16 protein-coding genes are annotated in these 23,706 nt (G+C 60.4%); 13 read left to right on the top strand and 3 right to left on the bottom strand.

Annotated elements, in window-relative coordinates; translation table 11 throughout:
* From bcsZ to ACF8MC_RS20280, 5 genes are all read left to right on the top strand, one after another.
* Entirely contained in the window at window positions 1-1,113 is a 1,113-nt protein-coding gene (bcsZ, locus tag ACF8MC_RS20300; protein ID WP_039568333.1) for a cellulose synthase complex periplasmic endoglucanase BcsZ, read from the top strand.
* Complete coding sequence (gene bcsC / locus ACF8MC_RS20295; RefSeq protein ID WP_164105537.1) at window positions 1,095-4,568, top strand: cellulose synthase complex outer membrane protein BcsC; 3,474 nt, start codon at window positions 1,095-1,097, stop codon at window positions 4,566-4,568. Before bcsZ ends, bcsC begins: the two co-directional genes overlap by 19 nt.
* 229 nt (window positions 4,569-4,797) lie before the next feature.
* Window positions 4,798-6,804 (top strand): biofilm formation regulator HmsP, encoded by a 2,007-nt coding sequence (hmsP, locus tag ACF8MC_RS20290; RefSeq protein WP_204350895.1) that lies wholly within the window; start codon window positions 4,798-4,800, stop codon window positions 6,802-6,804.
* 273 nt (window positions 6,805-7,077) lie between these two features.
* Window positions 7,078-8,364, top strand: a complete 1,287-nt coding sequence (locus ACF8MC_RS20285) for a dicarboxylate/amino acid:cation symporter (RefSeq protein ID WP_060428425.1) — start codon at window positions 7,078-7,080, stop codon at window positions 8,362-8,364.
* A 260-nt stretch (window positions 8,365-8,624) separates the two neighbouring features.
* A complete protein-coding gene (locus ACF8MC_RS20280) occupies window positions 8,625-10,127 on the top strand; it encodes a pitrilysin family protein (protein ID WP_033636624.1) in 1,503 nt (500 codons plus the stop codon).
* A gap of 25 nt (window positions 10,128-10,152) precedes the next feature.
* Here the strand turns inward: ACF8MC_RS20280 and ppiC are convergent, their stop codons facing one another.
* The gene (gene ppiC, locus ACF8MC_RS20275; RefSeq protein WP_004934175.1) at window positions 10,153-10,434 is read right to left on the bottom strand and encodes a peptidylprolyl isomerase PpiC; all 282 of its coding nucleotides are present in this window, start codon (window positions 10,432-10,434) and stop codon (window positions 10,153-10,155) included.
* Window positions 10,435-10,543: 109 nt separating this feature from the next.
* Between ppiC and rep the strand changes: the two genes are divergently transcribed.
* A complete protein-coding gene (rep, locus tag ACF8MC_RS20270; RefSeq protein ID WP_033654001.1) occupies window positions 10,544-12,568 on the top strand; it encodes a DNA helicase Rep in 2,025 nt (674 codons plus the stop codon).
* A 177-nt stretch (window positions 12,569-12,745) separates the two neighbouring features.
* Here the strand turns inward: rep and ppx are convergent, their stop codons facing one another.
* Both ppx and rhlB read right to left on the bottom strand, forming a co-directional pair.
* Window positions 12,746-14,242, bottom strand: coding sequence for an exopolyphosphatase (gene ppx, locus ACF8MC_RS20265; protein WP_033636627.1), 1,497 nt, complete (start codon window positions 14,240-14,242; stop codon window positions 12,746-12,748).
* A gap of 5 nt (window positions 14,243-14,247) precedes the next feature.
* The gene (gene rhlB, locus ACF8MC_RS20260) at window positions 14,248-15,534 is read right to left on the bottom strand and encodes an ATP-dependent RNA helicase RhlB (protein WP_004934183.1); all 1,287 of its coding nucleotides are present in this window, start codon (window positions 15,532-15,534) and stop codon (window positions 14,248-14,250) included.
* Between the two features lie 131 nt (window positions 15,535-15,665).
* Between rhlB and trxA the strand changes: the two genes are divergently transcribed.
* The 7 genes from trxA to rffG all read left to right on the top strand — a co-directional run bounded on the left by trxA (window position 15,666) and on the right by rffG (window position 23,659).
* Window positions 15,666-15,992 (top strand): thioredoxin TrxA, encoded by a 327-nt coding sequence (trxA, locus tag ACF8MC_RS20255; protein ID WP_033636629.1) that lies wholly within the window; start codon window positions 15,666-15,668, stop codon window positions 15,990-15,992.
* 400 nt (window positions 15,993-16,392) lie between these two features.
* Window positions 16,393-17,652 (top strand): transcription termination factor Rho, encoded by a 1,260-nt coding sequence (gene rho, locus ACF8MC_RS20250; protein WP_004934188.1) that lies wholly within the window; start codon window positions 16,393-16,395, stop codon window positions 17,650-17,652.
* A gap of 296 nt (window positions 17,653-17,948) precedes the next feature.
* Window positions 17,949-19,046: a UDP-N-acetylglucosamine--undecaprenyl-phosphate N-acetylglucosaminephosphotransferase gene (gene wecA, locus ACF8MC_RS20245; RefSeq protein WP_154618228.1), complete on the top strand. Its 1,098-nt coding sequence runs from the start codon at window positions 17,949-17,951 to the stop codon at window positions 19,044-19,046.
* A 20-nt stretch (window positions 19,047-19,066) separates the two neighbouring features.
* A complete protein-coding gene (wzzE, locus tag ACF8MC_RS20240) occupies window positions 19,067-20,119 on the top strand; it encodes an ECA polysaccharide chain length modulation protein (RefSeq protein WP_033636634.1) in 1,053 nt (350 codons plus the stop codon).
* An 86-nt stretch (window positions 20,120-20,205) separates the two neighbouring features.
* Window positions 20,206-21,336 carry a non-hydrolyzing UDP-N-acetylglucosamine 2-epimerase gene (gene wecB, locus ACF8MC_RS20235; RefSeq protein WP_041037227.1) on the top strand — a complete coding sequence of 377 codons (1,131 nt, stop codon included), beginning with the start codon at window positions 20,206-20,208 and terminating at the stop codon, window positions 21,334-21,336.
* Window positions 21,333-22,595, top strand: coding sequence for a UDP-N-acetyl-D-mannosamine dehydrogenase (wecC, locus tag ACF8MC_RS20230; RefSeq protein WP_392423871.1), 1,263 nt, complete (start codon window positions 21,333-21,335; stop codon window positions 22,593-22,595). The genes wecB and wecC overlap by 4 nt, the downstream gene beginning before the upstream one ends.
* The gene (gene rffG / locus ACF8MC_RS20225) at window positions 22,592-23,659 is read left to right on the top strand and encodes a dTDP-glucose 4,6-dehydratase (RefSeq protein WP_079656108.1); all 1,068 of its coding nucleotides are present in this window, start codon (window positions 22,592-22,594) and stop codon (window positions 23,657-23,659) included. The genes wecC and rffG overlap by 4 nt, the downstream gene beginning before the upstream one ends.
* Window positions 23,660-23,706: the final 47 nt, after the last annotated feature.

Raw genomic sequence — 23,706 nt, 5'->3', positions numbered from 1 at the left:
GTGAACGCCATGCTGCAACGCCTGTCGCTCGGCATGCTGCTGCTGTGCGCCTTCAGCGCCGCGGCGGCCTGCGAGTGGCCGGGCTGGCAACAGTACAAGCAGTTCTACATCAGCCCGCAGGGGCGGGTGATCGATCCGAGCAGCCCGAACAAAATCACCACCTCCGAGGGGCAGAGCTACGGCCTGTTCTTCGCCCTGGTGGCCAATGACCGGCCGACCTTCGATCTGCTGCTGGCCTGGACGGAGAACAACCTGGCGGCGGGCGATCTCAGCGCCCGTTTGCCCGCCTGGCTGTGGGGCGAGAGCGACGACAAACAGTGGAAGGTGCTGGACGCCAACTCGGCGTCGGACGCCGATCTGTGGATCGCCTACAACCTGCTCGAAGCCGGCCGCCTGTGGAAAAGCCGGCGCTATCAAACCCTGGGGACGCTGCTGCTGCAACGCATCGGCCGCGAGGAGGTGGCCGACATTCCCGGCCTGGGCCTGATGCTGCTGCCGGGCAAAGTCGGGTTCGTGACGGACGATCGCTGGCGGCTGAACCCCAGCTACCTGCCGCCGCAGCTGTTGGCGCGTTTTGCGGCGCTGAACGGCCCGTGGCGCGCGATGCGCCAGGTCAATCAACGGCTGTGGCTGGACACCGCACCGCACGGCTTCTCGCCGGACTGGGTGGTGTGGCGGGTCGGCGCCGGCTGGCAGCCGGATCCCGTCAAGCCGAACGTCGGCAGCTACGACGCCATTCGGGTTTATCTGTGGGCCGGCATGCTGGCGGACGACGATGAATACAAGGCGGCGCTGCTCGAACGTTTTCAGCCGATGGCGCAGCTCACCGCCAAACAGGGCGTGCCGCCGGAGAAAACCGATACCGCCAGCGGCAAAACCACCGGCGGCGGCCCGGTTGGCTTTTCCGCCTCGATGCTGCCGATGTTGGCGACGCAGGCTGAGGCGCTGGCGACACAGCGGCAACGCATCAGCGAACATCCGCCGGGGGACGACGCCTATTTCAGCGCCTCGCTGACGCTGTTCGGTCAGGGGTGGGATCAACAACGTTATCGCTTTAATCGTCAGGGTGAATTGCAACCCTCGTGGGACGGCCAATGCACAACTTCAAAATAAACTGGCTGAATTTGATTCCGCTGAGCCTGGCGATGCTGCCGCAGGCGCGCGCTGCGGAAGCCGTGGCCCCGGAGCAGTGGCTGCTGGAACAGGTGCGCATTGGCGAGGCCGGCAACAAGGACGATCTGGTGCGCCAGTCGCTGTACCGGCTAGAGCTGATGGATCCGAACAACCCGGACGTGATCGCCGCGCGCATGCGTTTGGCGCTGCGGCAGGGCAATATGGCGCTGGCGCAGCAGCAGTTGGACAAGCTGAAAACCCTCGCGCCGCAGTCCAGCGCCTATCGCCAGGCGCAAATGAACATGCTGCTGACCCAGCCGGAAACCCGGCAGAAGCTGCAGCAGGCGCGCCTGATGGCGACCGCCGGCCGGTTGCCGGAGGCCAAAGCGCAGTACGATGCGCTGTTCCACGGCGAGCCGCCGACGCTCGATCTGGCGGTGGAATATTGGCGGCTGGTGGCGCGTTTGCCGGGGCAGGAGGCGAAAGCGTTGAAGCAGCTGCAGGCGCTGGATCAGCAATATTCCGGCAACGTGGCGCTGCGCATGTCGCTGGCGCGCATGCTGTTCAGTCAGAACCAGGACGCGCAGGCCTATGAGCTGCTGCAGAAGATCGCCGCCGATCCGGCCGGGCGCGGCGATGCCGCCGATCTGTGGTTGGACAAGGTCAAAGCGATGCCGGTTAGCGCGCAAAGCGTGGCGGCGCTCAACCGTTTCCTCGGCGTGTTCGATACCGGCGATCAGGCGACCAGCGCCCGCGAAGAGCTGGCCAGACAGCAGAAACTGTTGGCCGATCCGGCGTATCAGGCGCGGGTGCGCGGCCTGGCGCAGGTGGATAAAGGCGGCAGCCGGGCGGCCATTCCGGCGTTGCAAAAGGCGCTGGCGGCGACGCCGAACGACGCCGAGGTGCTGGGTGCGCTCGGCCAGGCCTATTCGCGCGCCGGCAACCGCCCGCAGGCGTTGAAGCTGTTCCGCCAGGCGCTGGCCGCCGACACGAACGGCTACGACAGCGGCAAGTGGCAAAGCCTGATCAAGAGCACCAGTTACTGGCTGGCGATAGACGAAGGCGACAAGGCGCTGAAGGCCGGCAATCTTGCGCTGGCCAGGCAGAAATACCAGCAGGCGCGCCAGCTCGACGACCGCGACGGCGATGCGTTTATCGGCCTGGGCGATGTGGCGGTGGCGAGCAAGGATGACGCCGCGGCGGAAGGGTTTTATCAGCAGGCGCTGCGGCGCGATCCCGGCAACGGCAGCGCGCTGCGCGGCCTGGTGAATCTCTATCAACGCCAGTCGCCGGAAAAAGCGCTGGCCTACCTCAACGGCCTGCCGCGCAGCCAACAGGCCAAGCTGCGCAGCACCCTCGACGGGCTGCGGCTCGATATGTTGAAGCAACAGGCGGAGACGCTGGCGGCGCAGCAGCAGTGGCAGCAGGCGGCGGAAATCTATCGCCGCGCCCAGCCGATGGATCCCGACGACGTTTGGCTGACCTATCGCTATGCGCAGGCGCTGCGTCAGGCCGGGCAGCCGCAACAGGCGGACGCCTTATTCCGGCAGCTGGCGCAGCGTCAGCGCGCCAATCCGCAGTTGGCCTATGCCTATGCGCTCTACCTTTCCGGCAGCGATCGCGACGACCAGGCGCTGGCGCAGCTCAATACGCTGCCTGCGGCGCAGTGGAACGACAACATGCGCGAACTGGCGCAGCGGCTGAAAATGCAGGCGGTGATTGCACATGCCGAAGGGCTGCGGGCGGCCGGCGACGAACCGGCGGCGGAAGCCTATCTGCGCCGGCAGCCGGCGGACACCCGCATCGATTTGCTGCTGGCCGACTGGGCGCTGGCGCGCGGGGAGTATGCGGCGGCGCTGGGCGACTATCAGCGGGTGAAACGGCGCGAACCGAACAACCCGGATGCGCAGCTGGGCGAGATCGAAGCCTATGTGGCGCAGGGGGATCTGGACGCGGCGCGCCAGCGGCTGAAAACCGAACCGCAGCCGCAAGACGCTTCGCTCAACAGCCAACGGCGGGTCGCCAACGCCTGGGGCGCGGTCGGCGATCCGCAGCAGGCCGAAGCTATCTTCGGCCGGCTGAAAACGGCGGCGGCCGCGGAGCCCGTGGGGCAGACCAAGGCGCTGATCTACCGCGACGCCGCCCGTCTGGAACGGGCGCAGCGGCAGCCGGAGCGGGCGCAGCAGGATTACCGGCAGGCGATGGTGGCCGGCGGCATCACGCCGACGCTGCCGCAGGACAATGACACCTACACCTCTCTGACGCGCAATAACCCGGGCGACGACTGGTTGAAACGCGGCATCCGTTCCGAGGCCGCGGATCTGTACCGGCAGCAAGACGTTAACGTCACGCTCGATCACGATTACTGGCGCTCGAGCGGCACCGGCGGTATTTCCGACTTCAATGCGCACGACACCATGCTGCAGGTGGACATGCCGCTGTATGACGGGCGCGCCTTCTTGCGTACCGACACCGTGCAGCTGGACGCCGGCCGCTTCTCGACCGACGGCAGCGGCCACTATTACGAGACCTTCGGCACTTGCAACACGCAAGGGTGCCGCGGCGATGAACATCAGAAATCCACCGGCACCAGCGTGGCGGCCGGCTGGAAAAACGACCGCTGGGCCGCCGATATCGGCACGACGCCGATGGGCTTCGAGGTGGTCGACTGGACCGGCGGCCTGGCCTACAGCGGCGACTGGAACCACATCGGCTGGACGCTGGCGGCCTCGCGGCGGCCGATCTCCAGCTCGCTGCTGGCGTTCGGCGGCGCCAAGGATCCGAACACCGGCACCACCTGGGGCGGCGTGCGCGCTACCGGCGTCAGCCTGAGCGCCAGCTACGATCGCGGCGAGGCGAACGGCGTGTGGGCCGATCTCAGCGCGCACCAGATTACCGGCAAGAACGTGGCGGATAACCAGCGGCAGCGGTTGATGGCCGGCTACTACTACAAGCTGATCAACGAAGACAATCGCCGTCTGAGCGTCGGGCTCAATACCATGCTGTGGCACTACCAGAAGGATTTGAGCGGCTATTCGCTGGGGCAGGGCGGCTATTACAGCCCGCAGCAATATCTGTCGCTGTCGCTGCCGGTCAACTATCGCCAGCGCACCGAGAACTGGTCGTGGGAGCTGGGCGGTTCGGTTTCGCTGTCCCATTCGAAAACCGACAGCCAGCGCCGCTATCCGCTGCAGGGGCTGATCCCGGATTCGCTGCCCGATAAGTTCGCCGTCGAGGACGGCAGCTCCTCAAGCGGCGTCGGTTATACCCTGCGGGCGATCGTCGAACGCCGTCTCAGTTCGCACTGGACGCTCGGCGCCGGTATCGACATTCAACAGGCGAAGGACTATACGCCGAGCCACGCGTTGATTTATCTGCGCTATTCCCTGGCCGGCTGGCAGGGGGATCTCGATTTGCCGCCGCAGCCGCTGACGCCTTACGCCGACTTCAAGTAGCCGGGAGGGGAAAGATTCGGAGTGTCGGACACCGGGGAGTTTTGTTACCCTGTGTCCGGGTCGCGTTTGTTCGCTTTAGGAAAAGACTGAAACCCGCGATTTTCTTGGTTTTGCCTGCGGCATAGCCAGATAAAAACAGCCGATGATCGAGTATAATCAGCCCGGTTCGAGGGGGCGGGTGAGAGTCAGCCCCCTTTTTTGTTTCAGCCCGATTTCACGGAGAGCAGGTTTGCGGGTCAGGCGTTCGTTAACGATTAAGCAGATGGCGACGGTGTCCGGCGTGGCGCTGGTCACGATCTGCATCTTTATCGTGATCCAGTTATTCCACTTTGTGCAGCAGCGCAGGGATGACTACGCCCAGCAACTGGAGAATATCGCTCAATCCGTGCGCCAGCCGCTGGCGGAAGCGGTGCTGCGCATGGACGTGCCGGAAGCCAAAAAGGTGCTGAACACGCTGTTGCCGGTCGGCATTCTCAGCCGGGCGGATATCGTCTTGCCGAACGAGTTTCAGGCACTGCACGCCAATTTCCCGCCGGAGCGGCCGGTGCCGACGCTGATCGCCCGGCTGTTTGAGCTGCCGATCCAAATTTCCGTGCCGCTCTATTCGCTGGAGCGGGTGCCGGCCAACCAGCAGCCGCTGGCCTATCTGGTGCTGCAGGCCGATTCGTTCCGCATGTACCAGTTTATTCGCAGCATTTTGTCGACCATGCTGTCGACCTACCTGCTGTTGGCGCTGATCCTGTCGGTGGCCATCACCTGGTGCATGAACCGGTTGATGGTGCATCCGCTGCGCGCGATGGCCAAAGAGCTGGAAAACATCTCGCAGGACGAAGCGCCCTACCACCAACTGATGCTGCCGACGCTGCACCAGGACGACGAGCTCGGCCTGCTGGTGCGCAACTACAACCGCAATCAACAGACGCTGGCCAAGGCGCATGCCGACATGAGCCGCCTGAGCACCCGCCATCCGGTGACCGAACTGCCGAATCCGGCATTGCTGAACGCGTTGCTGGAACAGCATATCGCCTCCAGCCTGCGCCCCGAGCGTTTTAACCTACTGGTGATCGGCATCGAGACGCTGCATGAAGCCTCGGGCGTGATGAGCCCGGCGATGCGTGAAGCGCTGCTGTTGGCGCTGGCGAAGAAGCTGCGCGGCTGCATCGACGAAAACGGCGTGCTGGCGCAGCTGAGCAATACCGAATTCGCCATCCTGGCCAAGGGGACCGAGCGGCCGTTCCACGCCATGCAGCTGGCGCGACGCATCATGGCGGAGATCAACGCGCTCTTGACCCTGGAAGGTCTGGCGCTGCGGCCCAACGCCAGCATCGGCATCGCGCACTACCTCAATCAGGGGGAAAGTGCGGAACAGCTGCTGCGCAGCGCCACCTCGGCGATGATGTCCGCCCACCGTGAAGGAAAAAATCAGATCCTGTTCTTCGAGCCCAGCCTGACGGAACGCACGCAGAAGCGGCTGACGCAGGAGAGCGAGATTTTGCACGGCATCGAGCAGCGGCATTTTACGCTGTTCCTGCAGCCGCAGATCGACATGCAGTCCAACGAGGTGATCGGCGCCGAAGCGCTGCTGCGTTGGCAGCAGTATGACGGCAGCTATACCCTGCCGGCCGACGTTATTCCGCTCGCGGAAGAGCTGGGCGTGATCGTGCCTCTCGGCAACTGGGTGCTGGAAGAGTCCTGCCGCATCCTGGCGGACTGGCAGCAACGCGGCATTGCGCTGCCGCTGGCGGTCAACGTTTCCGGTATACAGATGCAGCATGAGGCGTTCGTCCCGCATCTGAAAAACCTGCTGGCGCAGTATCGGATAGACCCGCGCAAGCTGCTGCTGGAGATCACCGAGACGGTGCGCATCGACGATCTCGACCGCGCGCTGGCGCTGCTGCGCGAGCTGCACGATCTGGGATTGTCGATCGCGCTTGACGACTTCGGCATGGGCTACTCCAGTCTGGAATACCTGAACCGCTTGAAATCCCTGCCGATCGATTTGATTAAAATCGACCGCAGCTTCATTCAGGGGCTGCCGGCCGACGATGCGATGGTGCGCATCGTCAGTGCGATCTCCGAAGTGCTGGCGTTGCCGGTGATGGCCGAAGGCGTGGAAAACGCCGAGCAGCGCGACTGCCTGCTGCAGCACGGCATTCGCAGCGGGCAAGGATTCCTGTTCGCCCGGCCGCTGCCGCGCGCAGCGTTCGAAGCCGAGTTTTGCCGCGCGGCGCCGTAAGCGCCGCGTTGCCTTTCCGGTACTTTTCCCCGTCCGAAAATCGCCATTCTTCTTCTACCTCTTTTGCGTTAGTGCAAACAAAGCATTACGCAATTTTCAGCTTTGCACCCCGACTGACGCGTTTCAGCTCTTAAATTCACATCAACTCCCAGGGGCGGGTGCAACAAATTATTTCCATGTTGTTAAGTGGGTGTTATTTTCCGCGCAAGCAATGAACAGGCTGGATTTTTAGACTGCTGCCTGGTGCGTGTCTTCCCCCCATAGGATGTTCATATGAAAACAACGATCTTTAAGAGCCTCTATTTTCAGGTGCTGACGGCGATCACGCTGGGTATCCTGCTTGGCCATTTCTACCCTGACCTCGGCGCCGAGATGAAACCTCTGGGCGATGGCTTCGTCAAACTGATCAAGATGATTATCGCCCCGGTGATCTTCTGCACCGTGGTGACCGGCATCGCCGGCATGGAAAGCATGAAGGCGGTGGGCCGCACCGGCGCCATCGCGCTGCTGTATTTTGAAATCGTCAGCACCATCGCGCTGATTATCGGCCTGGTGATCGTCAACCTGGTGCAACCGGGCGCCGGCATGAATGTCGATCCCGGCACGCTGGACGCCAAGGCGGTGGCAGTCTACGCCGAGCAGGCGCAGCAGCAGGGCATCATTCCGTTCCTGCTGGACATCATCCCCGGCAGCGTGATCGGCGCGTTCGCCAGCGGCAACATTCTGCAGGTGCTGCTGTTCGCGGTGCTGTTCGGGTTCGCCCTGCATCGCTTGGGTGAAAAGGGGCAGCTGATCTTCAACGTGATCGACAGCTTCTCGCGGGTGATTTTCGGCATCATCAACATGATCATGCGCCTGGCGCCGCTGGGGGCCTTCGGCGCCATGGCGTTTACCATCGGTAAATACGGCGTTGGCACCCTGGTGCAACTCGGCCAGCTGATCGTGTGCTTCTATATCACCTGTATCCTGTTCGTGGTGGTGGTGCTGGGCAGCATCGCCCGCGCCAACGGCTTCAGCATTTTCAAATTCGTCAACTACATCAAAGAAGAGCTGCTGATCGTGCTGGGGACCTCGTCGTCCGAGTCCGCGCTGCCGCGCATGCTGGATAAAATGGAGAGGCTGGGCTGCAAGAAATCGGTGGTGGGCCTGGTGATCCCGACCGGGTACTCCTTCAATCTGGACGGCACCTCTATTTATCTGACCATGGCCGCGGTGTTTATCGCGCAGGCGACCAACACCCACATGGACATCATGCATCAGATTACCCTGCTGGTGGTGTTGCTGCTCTCCTCCAAAGGGGCGGCGGGCGTGACCGGCAGCGGCTTTATCGTGTTGGCCGCCACCATCTCCGCCGTCGGCCACCTGCCGTTGGCCGGCCTGGCGCTGATCCTCGGCATCGACCGCTTCATGTCGGAAGCCCGCGCGCTGACCAACCTGGTGGGCAACGGGGTGGCGACCGTGGTCGTGGCGAGGTGGTGCGGCCAACTGGATGAGAAACAGCTGAAAGCCACGCTGAACAACAAAAACGCCGGCGCGGACAAAACGCTGCCTTCCGCCTGATATTGACGGCGAATCACCGGCCGCAGCCGCGGCCGGTGAGGTTTTCCCCCTGCCTCGTAACGATTTCTTGCATTAAAAACCCCGCTATCTATTATTTTTCACTCTAATGAGTGACATCCGCAAAGGCGCGCGGTCTAACACGATGGTACACTTTCTGCTTTCCGCCCCACTGTGAAACTCAGGGCGTATTTTTATGATTCCATTGAATGGAATACACGCATTTGCATAAGAAATTGGATAGTCATTAAGTAGGGGTTCACATGCAGGGCACCAGAATTCATCTTATAGTTGGTGGGCTGCTATTGGCTGCAGCCAGTAGCAGCGTGCAGGCTGAAGCACTACAACCCGATCCTGCCTGGCAGCAGGGGGCGCTGGCCAACGGGTTTTCATGGCAAATTCTCGATACGCCGCAGCGGCCAAGCGACCGCGTGGAACTGCGGCTGATCGTCAATACCGGCTCTCTGGTGGAGTCTTCGCAACAGACCGGCTTCGCCCAGCTGTTGCCGCGGCTGGCGTTGACGCGCAGTGAAAGCTTTACCGCGCCGCAGCTGCGCGCCCTGTGGCAGCAGAGCGTGGATAACGAGCGGCCGCTGCCGCCGGCTATCATCTCGTATGATTTCACCATGTATAATCTCAGCCTGCCGAATAACCGGCCTGACCTGCTGAAAGAAGCGCTGGCCTGGCTGGCGGACACCACCGGCAAACTGGCGATCGACGAGCATACGGTGCACGCGGTGATGAACTCCACCATCAATCCGGTCGGCACGTTCCCGCCCAATACCCAAGACGTCTGGTGGCGTTACCGCCTGAAAGGCTCGACGCTGCTGGCGCACGATCCGGCGCAGCCGGCGAAACGGCCGGTCAACCTCGAACAGCTGAAGAAATTCTATCAACAGTGGTATACCCCGGATGCCATGACGCTGTTCGTTGTCGGCAAGGTCGACAGCCGCAGCCTGGGCGAGCAGATCAACAAGGCGTTCTCGCCGCTGCAGGGCAAACGTGAAACCCCGGCCCCGATGCCGACTCTGACGCCGCTGCCGCAACAGCCGGTGAGCCTGATCAGCGAGCAGGTGAAACAGGATACGCTGTCGATCATGTGGGATTCGCCGTGGCATCCGATTCGCGATTCGCAGAGCCTGCTCCGTTACTGGCGTGGCGATCTCGCCCGCGAGGCGCTGTTCTGGCATCTCCAGCAGACGCTGGAAAAAAGCGACCAGAAGAGCCTGCATCTGGGCTTTGACTGCCGCGTGCAGTACCAGCGCGGGCAGTGCGCCATCCATCTGGATACGCCGAACAACAACCTGAACGGCAGCCTGGGCTTTATCGCCCGCGAGCTGGCCAACGTGCGTGACAACGGCCTGTCGAAAGAAGAATTCGATGCGCTGCTGGCGCAGAAAAACGATCAGCTGAGCAAGCTGTTCGCGACCTACGCCCGCACCGACACCGATGTGCTGATGAGCCAGCGCCTGCGTTCGCAGCAGAGCGGGGTGGTGGATATCGCACCGGAGCTGTATCAGAAGCTGCGCCAGGAGTTCCTGTCCAGCCTGACGCTGGAGACGCTGAATCAGGCGCTGAAGCTGCAGCTTTCTCAGGAGGCGACGCTGGTGCTGATGCAGCCGAAGGGCGAGCCGGAAATGAGCATGAAGCAGCTGCAGGAAACCTATGACGGCATCATGATGCCGGCGCCGGCGGTGGTGACGGAGGAAGCCAAACCGGCCGACGCCGCGGTGGCTGCGCCGGCGACGGACGCCGGCGCGCAGTAATGCCCGGCAGGGGGCTCAGGCCCCCTCAGTTGCGGTACAGCACCTTGATGATGTGGTAACCGAACTGGGTTTTGACCGGGCCGTAAGGTTTGAGCAGCGGAATGCTGAACACCGCTTTATCGAACGCCGGCACCATCGCGCCCTTGTTGAATTCGCCCAGCGAGCCGCCGTTGCGTTTTGACGGGCAGCTCGAGTATTTGCGCGCCAGCGTGTCGAAGCTGACGCCGCGCTTCAGCTTGGCCAGCAGCTCGTTGGCCAGCTTTTCATTGTCTACCAGAATGTGCAGGGCGCACGCCGTTTTTGCCATGGTATTGCCTTTGTCGATGCGAAAATTGCGCTGATTATACCCGCTAAATCTCATCGGCGCTTTCTGCTACAATTCCCTTCCACGTTTTACAGCCGAGCAAGCCAGCACCATGCGATTAAACCCCAGCCAACAACAAGCCGTCGAATTCGTTACCGGGCCCTGCCTGGTGTTGGCCGGTGCCGGTTCCGGCAAGACGCGCGTTATCACCAACAAGATAGCCCACCTGATCCACCATTGCGGCTATCAGGCGCGGCACATCGCCGCCGTGACCTTTACCAACAAGGCCGCGCGCGAGATGAAAGAGCGCGTGTCGCAAACCCTGGGGCGCAAAGAGGCGCGCGGGCTGATGATTTCCACTTTCCATACCCTGGGGCTGGAGATCATCAAGCGGGAATACGTGGCGTTGGGGATGAAGTCCAACTTCTCGCTGTTTGACGATCAGGATCAGCTGGCGCTGTTGAAAGAGCTGACCGAAAAGTGGCTGGAAAGCGATAAGACGCTGGTGGCGCAGCTCATTTCGACCATCTCCAACTGGAAAAACGACCTGATCGATCCCCAGCGGGCGGCGGCGCTGGCGCGCTCGGAGCGCGACAAGCTGTTCGCCCACTGCTACGGCCTGTACCACGCCCATATGCGGGCGTGCAACGTGCTGGACTTCGACGACCTGATCCTGTTGCCGACGCTGCTGCTGCAACGCAACGAAGAGGTGCGCGAACGCTGGCAGCAGCGCATCCGCTACCTGCTGGTGGATGAGTATCAGGATACCAACACCAGCCAGTACGAGCTGGTTAAGCTGCTGGTGGGCAACCGCGCGCGCTTTACCGTGGTGGGTGACGACGACCAGTCGATCTACTCCTGGCGCGGCGCGCGGCCGCAGAACCTGGTGCTGCTGAAGGAAGATTTCCCGGCGCTGCAGGTGATCAAGTTGGAGCAAAACTACCGTTCCAGCGAGCGCATTCTGAAGGCGGCCAACATTCTGATCGCCAATAACCCGCACGTGTTTGAAAAACGGCTGTTTTCCGAGCTGGGGTATGGCGAAGAGCTGAAGGTGGTGACCGCCAACAACGAGGATCACGAAGCCGAGCGGGTGGTGGGAGAGTTGATCGCCCACCACTTCGTGAAAAAGACCAACTACGGCGACTATGCGATCCTGTACCGCGGCAACCACCAGTCGCGGGTGTTTGAAAAGATGCTGATGCAGAACCGCATTCCGTACAAGATTTCCGGCGGCACCTCATTCTTCTCGCGCCCCGAGATCAAGGATCTGCTGGCCTACCTGCGCGTGCTGACCAACCCGGAAGACGACAGCGCCTTCCTGCGCATCGTCAATACCCCCAAGCGCGAGATCGGCCCGGCGACGCTGCAGAAGCTCGGCGAATGGGCCAACCAGCGCAACAAGAGTTTATTCCACGCCAGTTTCGATCTGGGGCTGAGCCAGCACTTGACCGGACGCGGGCTGGAATCGTTGCAGCGTTTCACCCACTGGCTGGGCGGCATCGCCCAGCAGGCGGAGCGTGAGCCGGTGGCGGCGGTGCGCGATCTGATCCGCGGCGTGGATTATGAGAGCTGGCTGTTTGAAACCTCGACCAGCCCGAAGGCCGCCGAAATGCGAATGAAGAACGTCAATACGCTGTTCGGCTGGATGACGGAGATGCTGGAAGGCAGCGATCTGGACGAGCCGATGACGCTGACCCAGGTGGTGACGCGCTTCACCCTGCGCGACATGATGGAGCGCGGTGAAAGCGAAGAAGAGCTGGATCAGGTACAGCTGATGACGCTGCACGCCTCCAAGGGGCTGGAGTTCCCCTACGTGTTCCTGGTGGGCATGGAAGAGGGCCTGCTGCCGCACCAGAGCAGCATCGATGAAGACAATGTCGATGAAGAGCGGCGTCTGGCCTATGTGGGGATCACCCGCGCGCAAAAAGAGCTGATCTTCACCCTGTGCCGCGAGCGCCGTCAGTACGGCGAGCTGGTGCGGCCGGAGCCGAGCCGCTTCCTGCTGGAGCTGCCGCAGGACGATTTGGCATGGGAAACCGAGCGCAAAGTGGTGAGCCCGCAGGAGCGGATGCAGAAAGGGCAGAGCCATCTGGCCAATATCCGCGCCCAGCTGGCCAAGGCCAAAGGCGGGAATTAAAAAGACAGGGCTAGATGACTGACAAAGGAGGAAAAAGCGTGGTTTTTCCTCCTTTGTGGTTATCAGTCGAAAATCAATGAATTGATTTTCCTTATTTTTTATATGCTGTCTTCTGTAAACCTGGCAATGTCATCAGGTTTGCCATTAACCTCAGGCGTGAATCGCGCCCTGGTCATTTCAACGCTGTTCCTCCAACCGCAGCGTCCAGTGGACGTAGCTCTGCCAGTGGCTTTCCTGCTCCAGCGCCTCGGCGCGCAGCGGATGCTGTTCCAACCAACCCGGCGGCAAGATCACCGTCAGTTCATCGTCCTGATTGGCGCGCAACCGCACCGCCGGCAGCGTGTCATCGCGGCGGCGGCTGGCGAAGATGATCGCCAGGCGCAAAATGCGGCACAGACGCTGCGCAGTGCGCGGCGGCAGGGCGTTTTGCTGGTTCAACAGCGACAGGTCGAGGGGGTTGCTCTGGTTTTGCAGCAGGGTGGCCAGCAGTTTTTTCTGCGCCGGGGTAAAGCCGGGTAAGTCCAGGTGGCGGATCAGGTAGGCGGCGTGTTGCGGCGCCTGCTTGAAATCGACGCTGAGGCCGAGTTCGTGGATCAGACTGGCGCTGTGCAACAGCTCGCGACATCGCGCATCCAGCTGCCACTCGTTGGCGACCTGCTGCGAGAAGTTGGCGGCGAGTTGGCTGACGCGTTCGGCCTGCTCGGTGTCGATCAGGTAGCGGCGCTGCAGGTTGCGGATGGTGCGGATGCGAATATCCTGCTCCACCGGCAGATGCAGCATGCCGTAAACCAGGCCTTCACGCAGCGCCCCGCCGGCAAGCATCATGCTCTCGATGCCCAGTTCCTGGAAGATGGCCAACAGAATGGACAGGCCGCTCGGGAACACCAGCGCGCGCTCCAGCGTCAACCCTTCGATCTCCAGCTCTTCCAGCTTGCCGCACTGAATGGCGCGCTGTTTCAGCTGGCGCAGCTTGGGCAGGGTGATGCGCTCATCCATGCCTTGCGCCACCATGATCTCCTGCAGCGCCTGTACGGTGCCGGAAGCGCCGACGCAGATCTGCCAACCTTGCTGGCGCAGCTGCGGTGCGATCGGCCGCACCATTTCGCGCGCGGCCTGTTCGGCGCGCTCGAAGTTTTCTTGCCCGAGGTTGCGATCGCTGAAGTAGCGCTCCAGCCAGGTGACGCAGCCCATCGACAGGCTATACAGCTGCGATGCCTGTGCGCCGGTGCCGGTGACCAGTTCGGTGCTGCCGCCGCCGATGTCGACGACCAGCCGCCGATCCGGCCCGCCGGTGGTGTGCGCGACACCGTGATAAATCAGCCGTGCTTCTTCTTCGCCGCTGATCACCTGTACCGGGCAGCCGAGGATTTGCTCGGCTGCCTGCAGGAACTCATCGGCGTTGGACGCCAGGCGCAGCGTGGCGGTGGCGACGACGCGGATCTGCTCGCGCGGAATGTCCTGCAGGCGTTCGGAGAACAGCCGCAGGCACTGCCAGCCGCGTTGCATGGCCTCATGCGACAGGTGATTGTTCTGGTCCAGCCCGGCCGCCAGGCGCACCTTGCGCTTGATCCGCGCCAGGGTCTGAATGCTGCCGGCCACCTCGCGCACCACCAACATGTGGAAGCTGTTGGAGCCGAGATCGATGGCAGCATAAAGCGTGCTGGAGCTGAGCATGGCGATCAGCTCGAGCGTTTACGGTTGTTGCGCGGCGCGCCGCCGCGACGAGGCGCGGAGTTGCGACGTGGGCCGTTGCCGCCGCGCGGGCGCGACAGGCGTTTCGGCGCCGGCAGATCGGTCAGCAGCGCATCGCTATTGTACTTGCTTACCGGAATGCTGTGGTCGATATAGGTCTCGATCGCCGGCAGGTTGAGCGCGTACTCTTCACACGCCAGGCTGATGGAGTGGCCGCTGGCGCCTGCGCGGCCGGTACGGCCGATGCGGTGCACGTAGTCTTCGCAATCGTCAGGCAGATCGTAGTTGAAGACGTGGGTGACGGCAGGAATGTGCAGACCGCGCGCGGCGACGTCGGTGGCGACCAGGATGTCGAGGTTGCCTTTAGTGAAGTCGTCAAGGATGCGCAGGCGTTTTTTTTGCGCCACGTCACCGGTCAGCAGGCCCACGCGGTGACCGTCGGCGGCCAGATGGCCCCAGATGTCTTCGCAGCGGTGCTTGGTGTTGGCGAAGATGATGGCGCGATCCGGCCACTCTTCTTCGATCAGCGTCTGCAGCAGACGCATTTTTTCTTCGTTGGACGGGTAGAACAGCTCTTCTTTAATGCGGTGGCCGGTTTTCTGTTCCGGTTCCACTTCAACATATTCGGCGTTGTTCATCTGCTCGAAGGCCAGCTCGCGTACGCGATAGGACAGGGTGGCGGAGAACAGCATGTTCAGGCGTTGATCGGCCGCAGGCATGCGGCGGAACAGCCAACGGATGTCTTTGATAAAGCCGAGATCGTACATGCGATCGGCTTCATCCAGCACGACAACCTGCATCGCGCCGAGATCGACATAGTTCTGCTTGGTGTAATCGATTAAACGGCCGGTGGTGCCAATCAGAATGTCCACGCCGCTTTCCAGCACTTTCAGCTGTTTGTCGTAGCCGTCGCCGCCGTAGGCCAGGCCCAGTTTCAGGCCGGTGCTCTGGGAGAGCGCTTCTGCGTCGGAGTGGATTTGCACCGCCAGTTCACGCGTAGGCGCCATGATCAAGGCGCGCGGCTGATTGGTCTGGCGATCCTGTTTCGCCGGGTGAGTCAGCAAATAGTGAAAAGTAGACGCCAAAAACGCCAGCGTCTTTCCGGTACCGGTTTGCGCCTGACCTGCAACGTCACGCCCGGAGAGCGTGAGCGGCAATGCTAACGCCTGGATGGGCGTGCAATTGTGAAACCCTTTTTTCTCAAGGGCTTCAAGGACTAACGGGTGCAGGGCGAAGTCGGAAAACTTCTGTTCAGTCAAGTGTGTTTTGCTCATAGTGTGGTAGAATATCAGCTAACTATTGCTTTACGAAAGCACATCCGTTGAAATAAACGCGGTGCAATAAAATCACCTTGAGTTGGTTAATGCTACACCAACAAGGTAGACATAATCCTGTGGAGTAGAACATGAGCGATAAAATTATTCACCTGACTGACAGCAGCTTCGACGCTGACGTGCTGAAAGCGGAAGGGCCGATCCTGGTCGATTTCTGGGCTGAATGGTGTGGGCCGTGCAAGATGATTGCTCCGATTCTGGATGAGATTGCCGAAGAGTTCGAAGGCAAACTGACCATCACCAAGCTGAATATCGATCAGAACCCGGCTACCGCGCCCAAGTACGGTATCCGTGGCATCCCTACGCTGTTGCTGTTCAAGAACGGTGAAGTGGCCGCGACCAAGGTTGGCGCGTTGTCCAAAGGTCAGCTCAAAGATTTCCTGAACGCGAATCTGTAATCGGGCGGGAAGCCCAGTATCAGGCGCCTGGCGGTGATGTTCAATTCACCGCTAGACGCCTGCCAAGAAGCGTGTTAAGTTTAACCACACTGCATATAGAACTTGCCCGAAGTTTTAAATCTAAAGAGTTTGAATCTAAAGCTATACTCTGTGTCGAATCACTGGCGTTGAAAGTAAACTGAACTCAGCCCGTGTTTTGGCAATCAAACGGTTTTGCAAAAATCATTTTTAAGGTACCTTCGATCTTCAACCGTCAATGCGTGCGCCCGATGTAAGCCATTTCTTACCGCGACGGCTCTGCGCCCGGTGATCGAACGTCCAGTAAACAGGCACGCATCTCGCTGCCATACCATTCACGATACAAGTTCGAGACATACCCCGAGTTTAAGAACCCACCACTATGAATCTTACCGAATTAAAGAATACGCCGGTTTCTGAGCTGATTACTCTCGGCGAAAATATGGGGCTGGAAAACCTTGCCCGCATGCGCAAGCAGGACATTATCTTCTCCATTCTGAAGCAACATGCGAAAAGCGGAGAAGATATCTTCGGCGACGGCGTGCTCGAGATATTGCAGGATGGATTCGGTTTCCTCCGCTCTGGAGACAGTTCCTACCTCGCCGGTCCCGACGACATCTACGTATCCCCTAGCCAAATCCGCCGCTTCAACCTCCGCACAGGTGACACCATTTCCGGTAAGATTCGCCCGCCAAAAGAAGGCGAGCGCTATTTTGCCCTGTTGAAAGTCAACGAAGTCAACTACGACAAGCCGGAAAACGCCCGCAGCAAGATCCTGTTCGAGAACCTGACGCCGCTGCACGCCAATTCCCGTCTGCGGATGGAGCGCGGCAACGGCTCGACCGAAGACCTGACGGCGCGCGTACTGGATCTGGCGGCACCGATTGGCCGTGGCCAGCGCGGCCTGATCGTGGCGCCGCCGAAAGCCGGTAAAACCATGCTGCTGCAGAACATTGCGCAGAGCATCGCCTACAATCACCCAGACTGCGTGCTGATGGTGCTGCTGATCGACGAACGTCCGGAAGAAGTGACCGAGATGCAGCGTCTGGTGAAAGGCGAAGTGATCGCATCGACCTTCGACGAGCCGGCTTCGCGCCACGTGCAAGTGGCCGAAATGGTGATCGAGAAGGCCAAGCGTCTGGTTGAGCACAAGAAAGACGTGATCATTCTGCTCGACTCCATCACCCGTCTGGCGCGTGCCTACAACACCGTGGTACCGGCTTCCGGCAAGGTGCTGACCGGTGGTGTGGACGCCAACGCCCTGCATCGTCCGAAGCGTTTCTTCGGTGCGGCGCGTAACGTGGAAGAGGGCGGCAGCCTGACCATCATCGCGACCGCGCTGGTCGATACCGGTTCGAAGATGGACGAAGTGATCTACGAAGAATTCAAAGGTACCGGCAACATGGAATTGCACCTGGCGCGTAAAATCGCCGAGAAGCGCGTATTCCCTGCGATCGATTACAACCGCTCCGGTACCCGTAAAGAAGAGCTGCTCACCACTTCCGAAGAGCTGCAAAAAATGTGGATCCTGCGCAAAATCATTCACCCGATGGGTGAGATTGACGCGATGGAGTTCCTCATTAATAAGTTGGCGATGACTAAAACCAACGATGAATTCTTCGATATGATGAAACGCTCATAATTCGTTAAAAAATTCGCTGAACGCCACGCCTAGTCGTGGCGTTTTTCGCTTTTGGCGGATACGATAAGTAGCAGTAATGGAAAAGTAAGTTGTTTCCTCGACTTATTGAGAATTCATCTTGTTTGTCGGTCGGCTCGGTGCCGATCGGCTTTGCTGCTGTCGTTTTGTCAGCCGATGCGAAGAAAATAGGCATGAATCACCGTTGTCATAGGAAATGACCGAAAGGTGGCGGGGGTCGATGGCACAAGCTATTGCCCGTGGTAAGCTGCCTTATCTTCTACAGAGATCTGTTAACTGTGAACTTACTCACTATGAGTACTGAAATTCTATTTGTTTTCCTGTTTTCTTTGGCTTTTCTCTTTGTTGCCCGCAAGGCGGCAAAACGTATTGGTCTGGTAGATAAACCCAATTATCGCAAACGCCATCAGGGGCTGATTCCACTGGTCGGCGGTATTTCCGTTTATGCCGGATTGTGCTTCGCGTTTTGGATTTCCGAACAACCTATCGCGCACGCCAAGCTTTATCTGACCTGCGCCGGCATTCTGGTGTTTGTGGGCGCGCTCGACGATCGTTTCGACATCAGCGTTAAAATCCGCGCCCTGGTGCAGGCGTTGGTCGGCATCGCCATGATGGCGTTCGCCGGTCTGTATCTGCGCAGCTTCGGCCATGTACTGGGTGATTGGGAGATGTTGCTGGGGCCGTTCGGCTATCTGGTGACGCTGTTCGCGGTATGGGCGGCGATCAACGCCTTCAACATGGTCGACGGCATTGATGGCCTGCTGGGTGGGCTGTCGTGCGTCTCCTTCGGTGCGCTGGGTCTGTTGCTGTACCTGAGCGGCCACCATGAGATGGCGTTCTGGTGCTTTGCGATGATTGCCACCATCGTTCCCTATATTTTGCTCAACCTCGGCATTCTCGGCCGCCGTTACAAGGTGTTCATGGGGGACGCCGGCAGTACCCTGATCGGCTTTACCGCCATTTGGCTGCTGCTGCAAAGCTCGCAGGGCAAGGCACACTCGATTAATCCGGTGACCGCACTGTGGATCATCGCTATTCCGCTGATGGACATGATAGCAATCATGTATCGTCGTTTACGCAAGGGGATGAGCCCCTTCTCTCCCGATCGTCAACATATTCACCACCTGATCATGCGCGCCGGCTTTACGCCGCGGCAGGCTTTCGTGTTGATTACCCTGGCGGCCGCATTGCTGGCGGCGGTTGGCGTGATCGGCGAACGCCTGACTTTTATCCCAGAGTGGGTTATGTTGGCATTATTCTTGCTTGCTTTCTTCCTGTACGGTTACTGCATCAAGCGCGCCTGGCGGGTTGCGCGGTACATTAAGCGTATCAAGCGTCGCCTGCGGCGTTCGAGCGATAACAAGCAAGTATCTTAACCAGAGGCTTTTTGGCTGTGATGAATCCAGAAACAACGTCTGACAAGCATACCCCGGCGGTGGATAACGAACTCGATATCCGCGGCCTGTGCTGCACCCTGTGGCGCGGCAAACCGTGGATTATCGGCATTGCGGTGCTGTTCGCGGCGGTCGCGCTGATCGTCTCTTATCTGGTAAAGCAAGAATGGAGCGCGACCGCAATCACCGACAAACCCACGGTGAATGCGCTGGGCGGTTACTACTCCCAGCAGCAGTTCCTGCGCAATCTGGATGTGCGCACGCTGCCGGCGACGGCCGGCGATCAGCCGAGCATCGCGGACGAAGCCTACAATGAGTTCATCATGCAGCTGGCGGCTTACGATACGCGTCGCGATTTCTGGCTGCAGAGCGATTACTACAAGCAACGTCAGGAAGGGGATGCCCGCGCGGATGCGGCGCTGCTCGACGAGCTGATCAACAACATCCTGTTCACGCCGCGCGACGACAAGAAAGTGCCGAACGACGGCGTGAAGCTGACGGCGGAAACTGCCGCGGACGCCAACCGCCTGCTGCGTCAATACGTGGCCTTCGCCAGCCACCGCGCTGCCCTGCACCTGAACGAAGAGATCCAGGGGGCGTGGGCCGCTCGCACTACCTCAATGAAGGCGCAGGTCAAGCGGCAGGAAGCGGTGGCGGAGTCGGTTTACAAGCGCGAGCTGAACACCACGCAGCAGGCGCTGAAAATCGCCGAAAGCCAGGGGATCAGCCGCGCGCAGACCGACACCCCGGCCGAGCAACTGCCGGATTCGGATCTGTTCCTGCTGGGCCGGCCAATGCTGCAGGCGCGTCTGGAAGGTCTGCAGGCCTCCGGCCCGACCTATGACCTGGATTACGATCAGAACCGTGCGATGCTGGCGACGCTGAACGTTGGCCCGACGTTGGATGAGAAGTTCCAGACCTATCGTTATTTGCGCACGCCGGAAGAGCCGGTAAAACGCGACAGCCCGCGCCGGGTATTCTGGCTGATTCTGTGGGGCGCGATGGGCGCTTTGGTTGGCGCGGGCGTTGCCTTGGCGCGTCGGCCGCGTAGTTAAAAAATAATATAATAATCTGATGCAGGGCGCGTGAGCGCCCGATTCGCAGGCGTGGCCTGCGATTAACCGACCAAAAGAGAGTCGCTGTGAAAGTGTTGACTGTTTTCGGCACCAGACCTGAAGCCATCAAAATGGCGCCGCTGGTACATGCACTGGCCCAGGATGAGGCTTTTGACGCAAGAGTCTGCGTAACGGCACAGCATCGTGAGATGTTGGATCAGGTATTGCGGTTGTTTGAGATCACGCCGAATTACGACCTGAACATCATGAAACCCGGCCAGGGGCTAACGGAAATCACCTGCCGCATCCTGGAAGGGCTGAAAGGGGTGCTGGAAGACTTCAAACCGGACGTAGTACTGGTGCACGGCGATACCACCACCACGCTGGCGACCAGCCTGGCGGCGTTCTATCAACGCATCCCCGTCGGGCATGTCGAGGCCGGGCTGCGCACCGGCAATCTGTATTCTCCCTGGCCGGAAGAGGCCAACCGCAAACTGACCGGCCACCTGGCGATGTACCATTTCGCGCCAACCGAGAACTCGCGCCAAAATCTGTTGCGCGAGCTGCTGCCGGACAACCGTATTTTCGTGACCGGCAATACGGTGATCGACGCGCTGTTCTGGGTGCGTGACCGCGTGATGAGCGATGCCGCGCTGCGGGCTGGCCTGGCACAGCGTTATCCGTTCCTCGACGCCGACAAGAAACTGATCCTGGTCACCGGTCATCGCCGCGAAAGCTTTGGCGGCGGCTTTGAGCGGATTTGCAGCGCGCTGGCGGAGATCGCCCGCAATCACCCGGAAGTGCAGGTGGTGTATCCGGTGCATCTCAATCCGAACGTCAGCGAGCCGGTGAATCGCATTTTGAAAGGCATCGACAACGTCATGCTGATCGAGCCGCAGGATTATCTGCCATTTGTCTATTTGATGACCCAGGCTTACATGATCCTGACCGACTCCGGCGGCATTCAGGAAGAGGCGCCATCGTTAGGTAAACCGGTGCTGGTGATGCGCGACACCACCGAACGCCCGGAAGCGATAGATGCGGGCACGGTGCGTCTGGTCGGCACCGATGTGGCCAAAATTGTTGAAGCGGTGACCCGGCTGTTGACGGACGAAAGCGAATATCACGCGATGAGTCGGGCGCATAACCCATACGGTGACGGACATGCCTGTCAGCGTATCCTCGAAGCTTTAAAGAATCATCAGGTGACACTATGAGTTTTGACACTATTTCGGTTATTGGCCTGGGTTATATCGGCTTGCCAACGGCGGCGGCGTTCGCTTCCCGCAAGAAAAAAGTGGTGGGTGTAGGTGTTAACCAACATGCGGTAGATACCATTAACCGCGGCGCGATCCACATCGTCGAACCGGATCTGGACAAAGTGGTCAAGGACGCCGTCGACGGCGGTTTCCTGCGGGCGGTGACCAAACCGCTGGCGGCCGATGCGTTCCTGATCGCGGTGCCTACGCCGTTCAAGGGCGATCACGAGCCGGATCTGGCCTATGTCGAAGCGGCGGCGAAATCGCTGGCGCCGGTGCTGAAAAAAGGCGATCTGGTGATCCTGGAGTCCACCTCGCCGGTGGGGGCCACCGAACAAATGGCGGACTGGCTGGCGCAGGCGCGCAGCGATCTCAGCTTCCCGCAGCAAGCGGGCGAAGCGGCGGACGTGAATATCGCCTACTGCCCGGAGCGCGTGCTGCCGGGGCAGGTGATGGTGGAGCTGATTCAAAACGACCGCGTGATCGGCGGCATGACGCCGAAGTGCTCGGAACGTGCCAGCGCGCTGTACAAGATTTTCCTCGAGGGCGAATGTGTGATCACCAACTCGCGCACCGCCGAGATGTGCAAGCTGACGGAAAACAGCTTCCGCGACGTGAATATCGCCTTTGCCAACGAACTGTCGCTGATCTGCGCTGAGCAGGGGATCAACGTCTGGGAACTGATCCGCCTGGCGAACCGCCATCCGCGGGTGAATATTCTGCAGCCGGGGCCGGGTGTCGGCGGTCACTGCATTGCCGTCGATCCGTGGTTTATCGTGGCGCAGAATCCACAGCAGGCGCGCCTGATCCACACCGCACGCCTGGTGAACGACGGCAAACCGCTGTGGGTGGTCGACCGGGTGAAAGCGGCGGTGGCCGATTGTCTGGCCGCCACCGACAAGCGTGCGTCCGAGGTCAAAATTGCCTGCTTCGGCCTGGCCTTCAAACCGAATATCGATGATTTGCGTGAAAGCCCGGCGGTAGAAGTGGCGCACCTGATCGCCGAATGGCACGTCGGCGAAACGCTGGCGGTGGAACCGAACGTCGAACAGTTGCCGAAGTCGCTGGCTGGCCATGTGACGTTGACGCCAGTCGCGGAGGCGTTGCAGCAGGCCGATGTGATCGTGATGTTGGTCGATCACCAGCAGTTCAAGGCTATCCGGCCGGAAGAGATCAAGCAAAGCTGGGTGGTGGATACTAAGGGAGTCTGGCGTTGAAACGTATTTTAGTTACCGGTGGTGCCGGTTTCATTGGCTCCGCGGTTGTGCGGCACATCATCGAGGCCACCGGCGATCGCGTGGTGGTGGTGGATAAGCTGACCTATGCCGGTAACCTCGAGTCGCTGGCGGTGGTGGCCGAGAGCGAGCGCTATGCTTTCGAGCAGGTCGACATCTGCGATCGTGCCGAGCTGGATCGGGTATTTGCCCAGTATCAGCCGGACGTGGTGATGCACCTGGCGGCGGAAAGCCACGTCGATCGCTCTATCGACGGCCCGGCGGCCTTTATCGAGACCAACGTGGTGGGCACTTACACTATGCTGGAAGCGGCGCGCCAGTACTGGCAGCCGTTGGCTGCAGAGAAGAAGCAGGCTTTCCGTTTCCATCATATCTCCACCGACGAAGTGTATGGCGACCTGCACGGCACCGACGATCTGTTCACCGAAAGCACGCCGTATGCGCCGAGCAGTCCGTATTCCGCCTCCAAGGCGTCGAGCGATCATCTGGTGCGCGCCTGGTTGCGCACCTACGGTTTGCCGACCCTCGTGACCAACTGCTCGAACAACTACGGCCCTTATCACTTCCCGGAGAAGCTGATTCCGTTGGTGATCCTGAATGCGGTAGCCGGCAAACCGCTGCCGGTATACGGCAACGGCGCGCAGGTGCGTGACTGGCTGTATGTCGAAGATCACGCGCGCGCGCTCTATCAGGTCGTGACCGAAGGCGTGGTAGGCGAAACCTACAATATCGGCGGCCATAACGAGCGCAAGAATATCGAAGTGGTGCAGACCATTTGCGATCTGCTGGAAGAACTGGCGCCGAACAAGCCGCAGGGCGTGGCGAACTACCGCGATCTGATCACTTACGTGAAGGATCGCCCGGGTCACGATATGCGTTACGCTATCGACGCCGGCAAAATCGATCGTGAGCTGGGCTGGCGGCCGCAGGAAACCTTCGAAAGCGGCCTTCGCAAAACCGTGGTTTGGTACCTGAACAACGAAACCTGGTGGCGCCGGGTGCAAGACGGTTCTTATGCCGGCGAGCGTTTGGGGCTGTCAGATTAATTTAACGCCGTGTCGCTCTGCGGCTGCGCGGCGGGTTTTGGAGTACG

It is taken from the genome of Serratia sp. LACPHL-BACT-2024-00286 (assembly GCF_043109535.1).
In the GTDB taxonomy this organism is placed as follows: Bacteria; Pseudomonadota; Gammaproteobacteria; order Enterobacterales; family Enterobacteriaceae; genus Serratia; species Serratia sarumanii.
Note: the sequence above shows the minus strand (reverse complement) of the source record. Positions and strands in the feature narration are given on the sequence as shown.

What these genes read in the sequence shown, in the direction of transcription:
- bcsC (WP_164105537.1), top strand. Translation starts at nt 1,095, where the DNA reads ATGCACAACTTCAAAATAAACTGGCTGAATTTGATTCCGCTGAGCCTG.
- ACF8MC_RS20285 (WP_060428425.1), top strand. Translation starts at nt 7,078, where the DNA reads ATGAAAACAACGATCTTTAAGAGCCTCTATTTTCAGGTGCTGACGGCG.
- ACF8MC_RS20280 (WP_033636624.1), top strand. Translation starts at nt 8,625, where the DNA reads ATGCAGGGCACCAGAATTCATCTTATAGTTGGTGGGCTGCTATTGGCT.
- ppiC (WP_004934175.1), bottom strand. Translation starts at nt 10,434, where the DNA reads ATGGCAAAAACGGCGTGCGCCCTGCACATTCTGGTAGACAATGAAAAG.
- rep (WP_033654001.1), top strand. Translation starts at nt 10,544, where the DNA reads ATGCGATTAAACCCCAGCCAACAACAAGCCGTCGAATTCGTTACCGGG.
- ppx (WP_033636627.1), bottom strand. Translation starts at nt 14,242, where the DNA reads ATGCTCAGCTCCAGCACGCTTTATGCTGCCATCGATCTCGGCTCCAAC.
- rhlB (WP_004934183.1), bottom strand. Translation starts at nt 15,534, where the DNA reads ATGAGCAAAACACACTTGACTGAACAGAAGTTTTCCGACTTCGCCCTG.
- trxA (WP_033636629.1), top strand. Translation starts at nt 15,666, where the DNA reads ATGAGCGATAAAATTATTCACCTGACTGACAGCAGCTTCGACGCTGAC.
- rho (WP_004934188.1), top strand. Translation starts at nt 16,393, where the DNA reads ATGAATCTTACCGAATTAAAGAATACGCCGGTTTCTGAGCTGATTACT.
- wzzE (WP_033636634.1), top strand. Translation starts at nt 19,067, where the DNA reads ATGAATCCAGAAACAACGTCTGACAAGCATACCCCGGCGGTGGATAAC.
- wecC (WP_392423871.1), top strand. Translation starts at nt 21,333, where the DNA reads ATGAGTTTTGACACTATTTCGGTTATTGGCCTGGGTTATATCGGCTTG.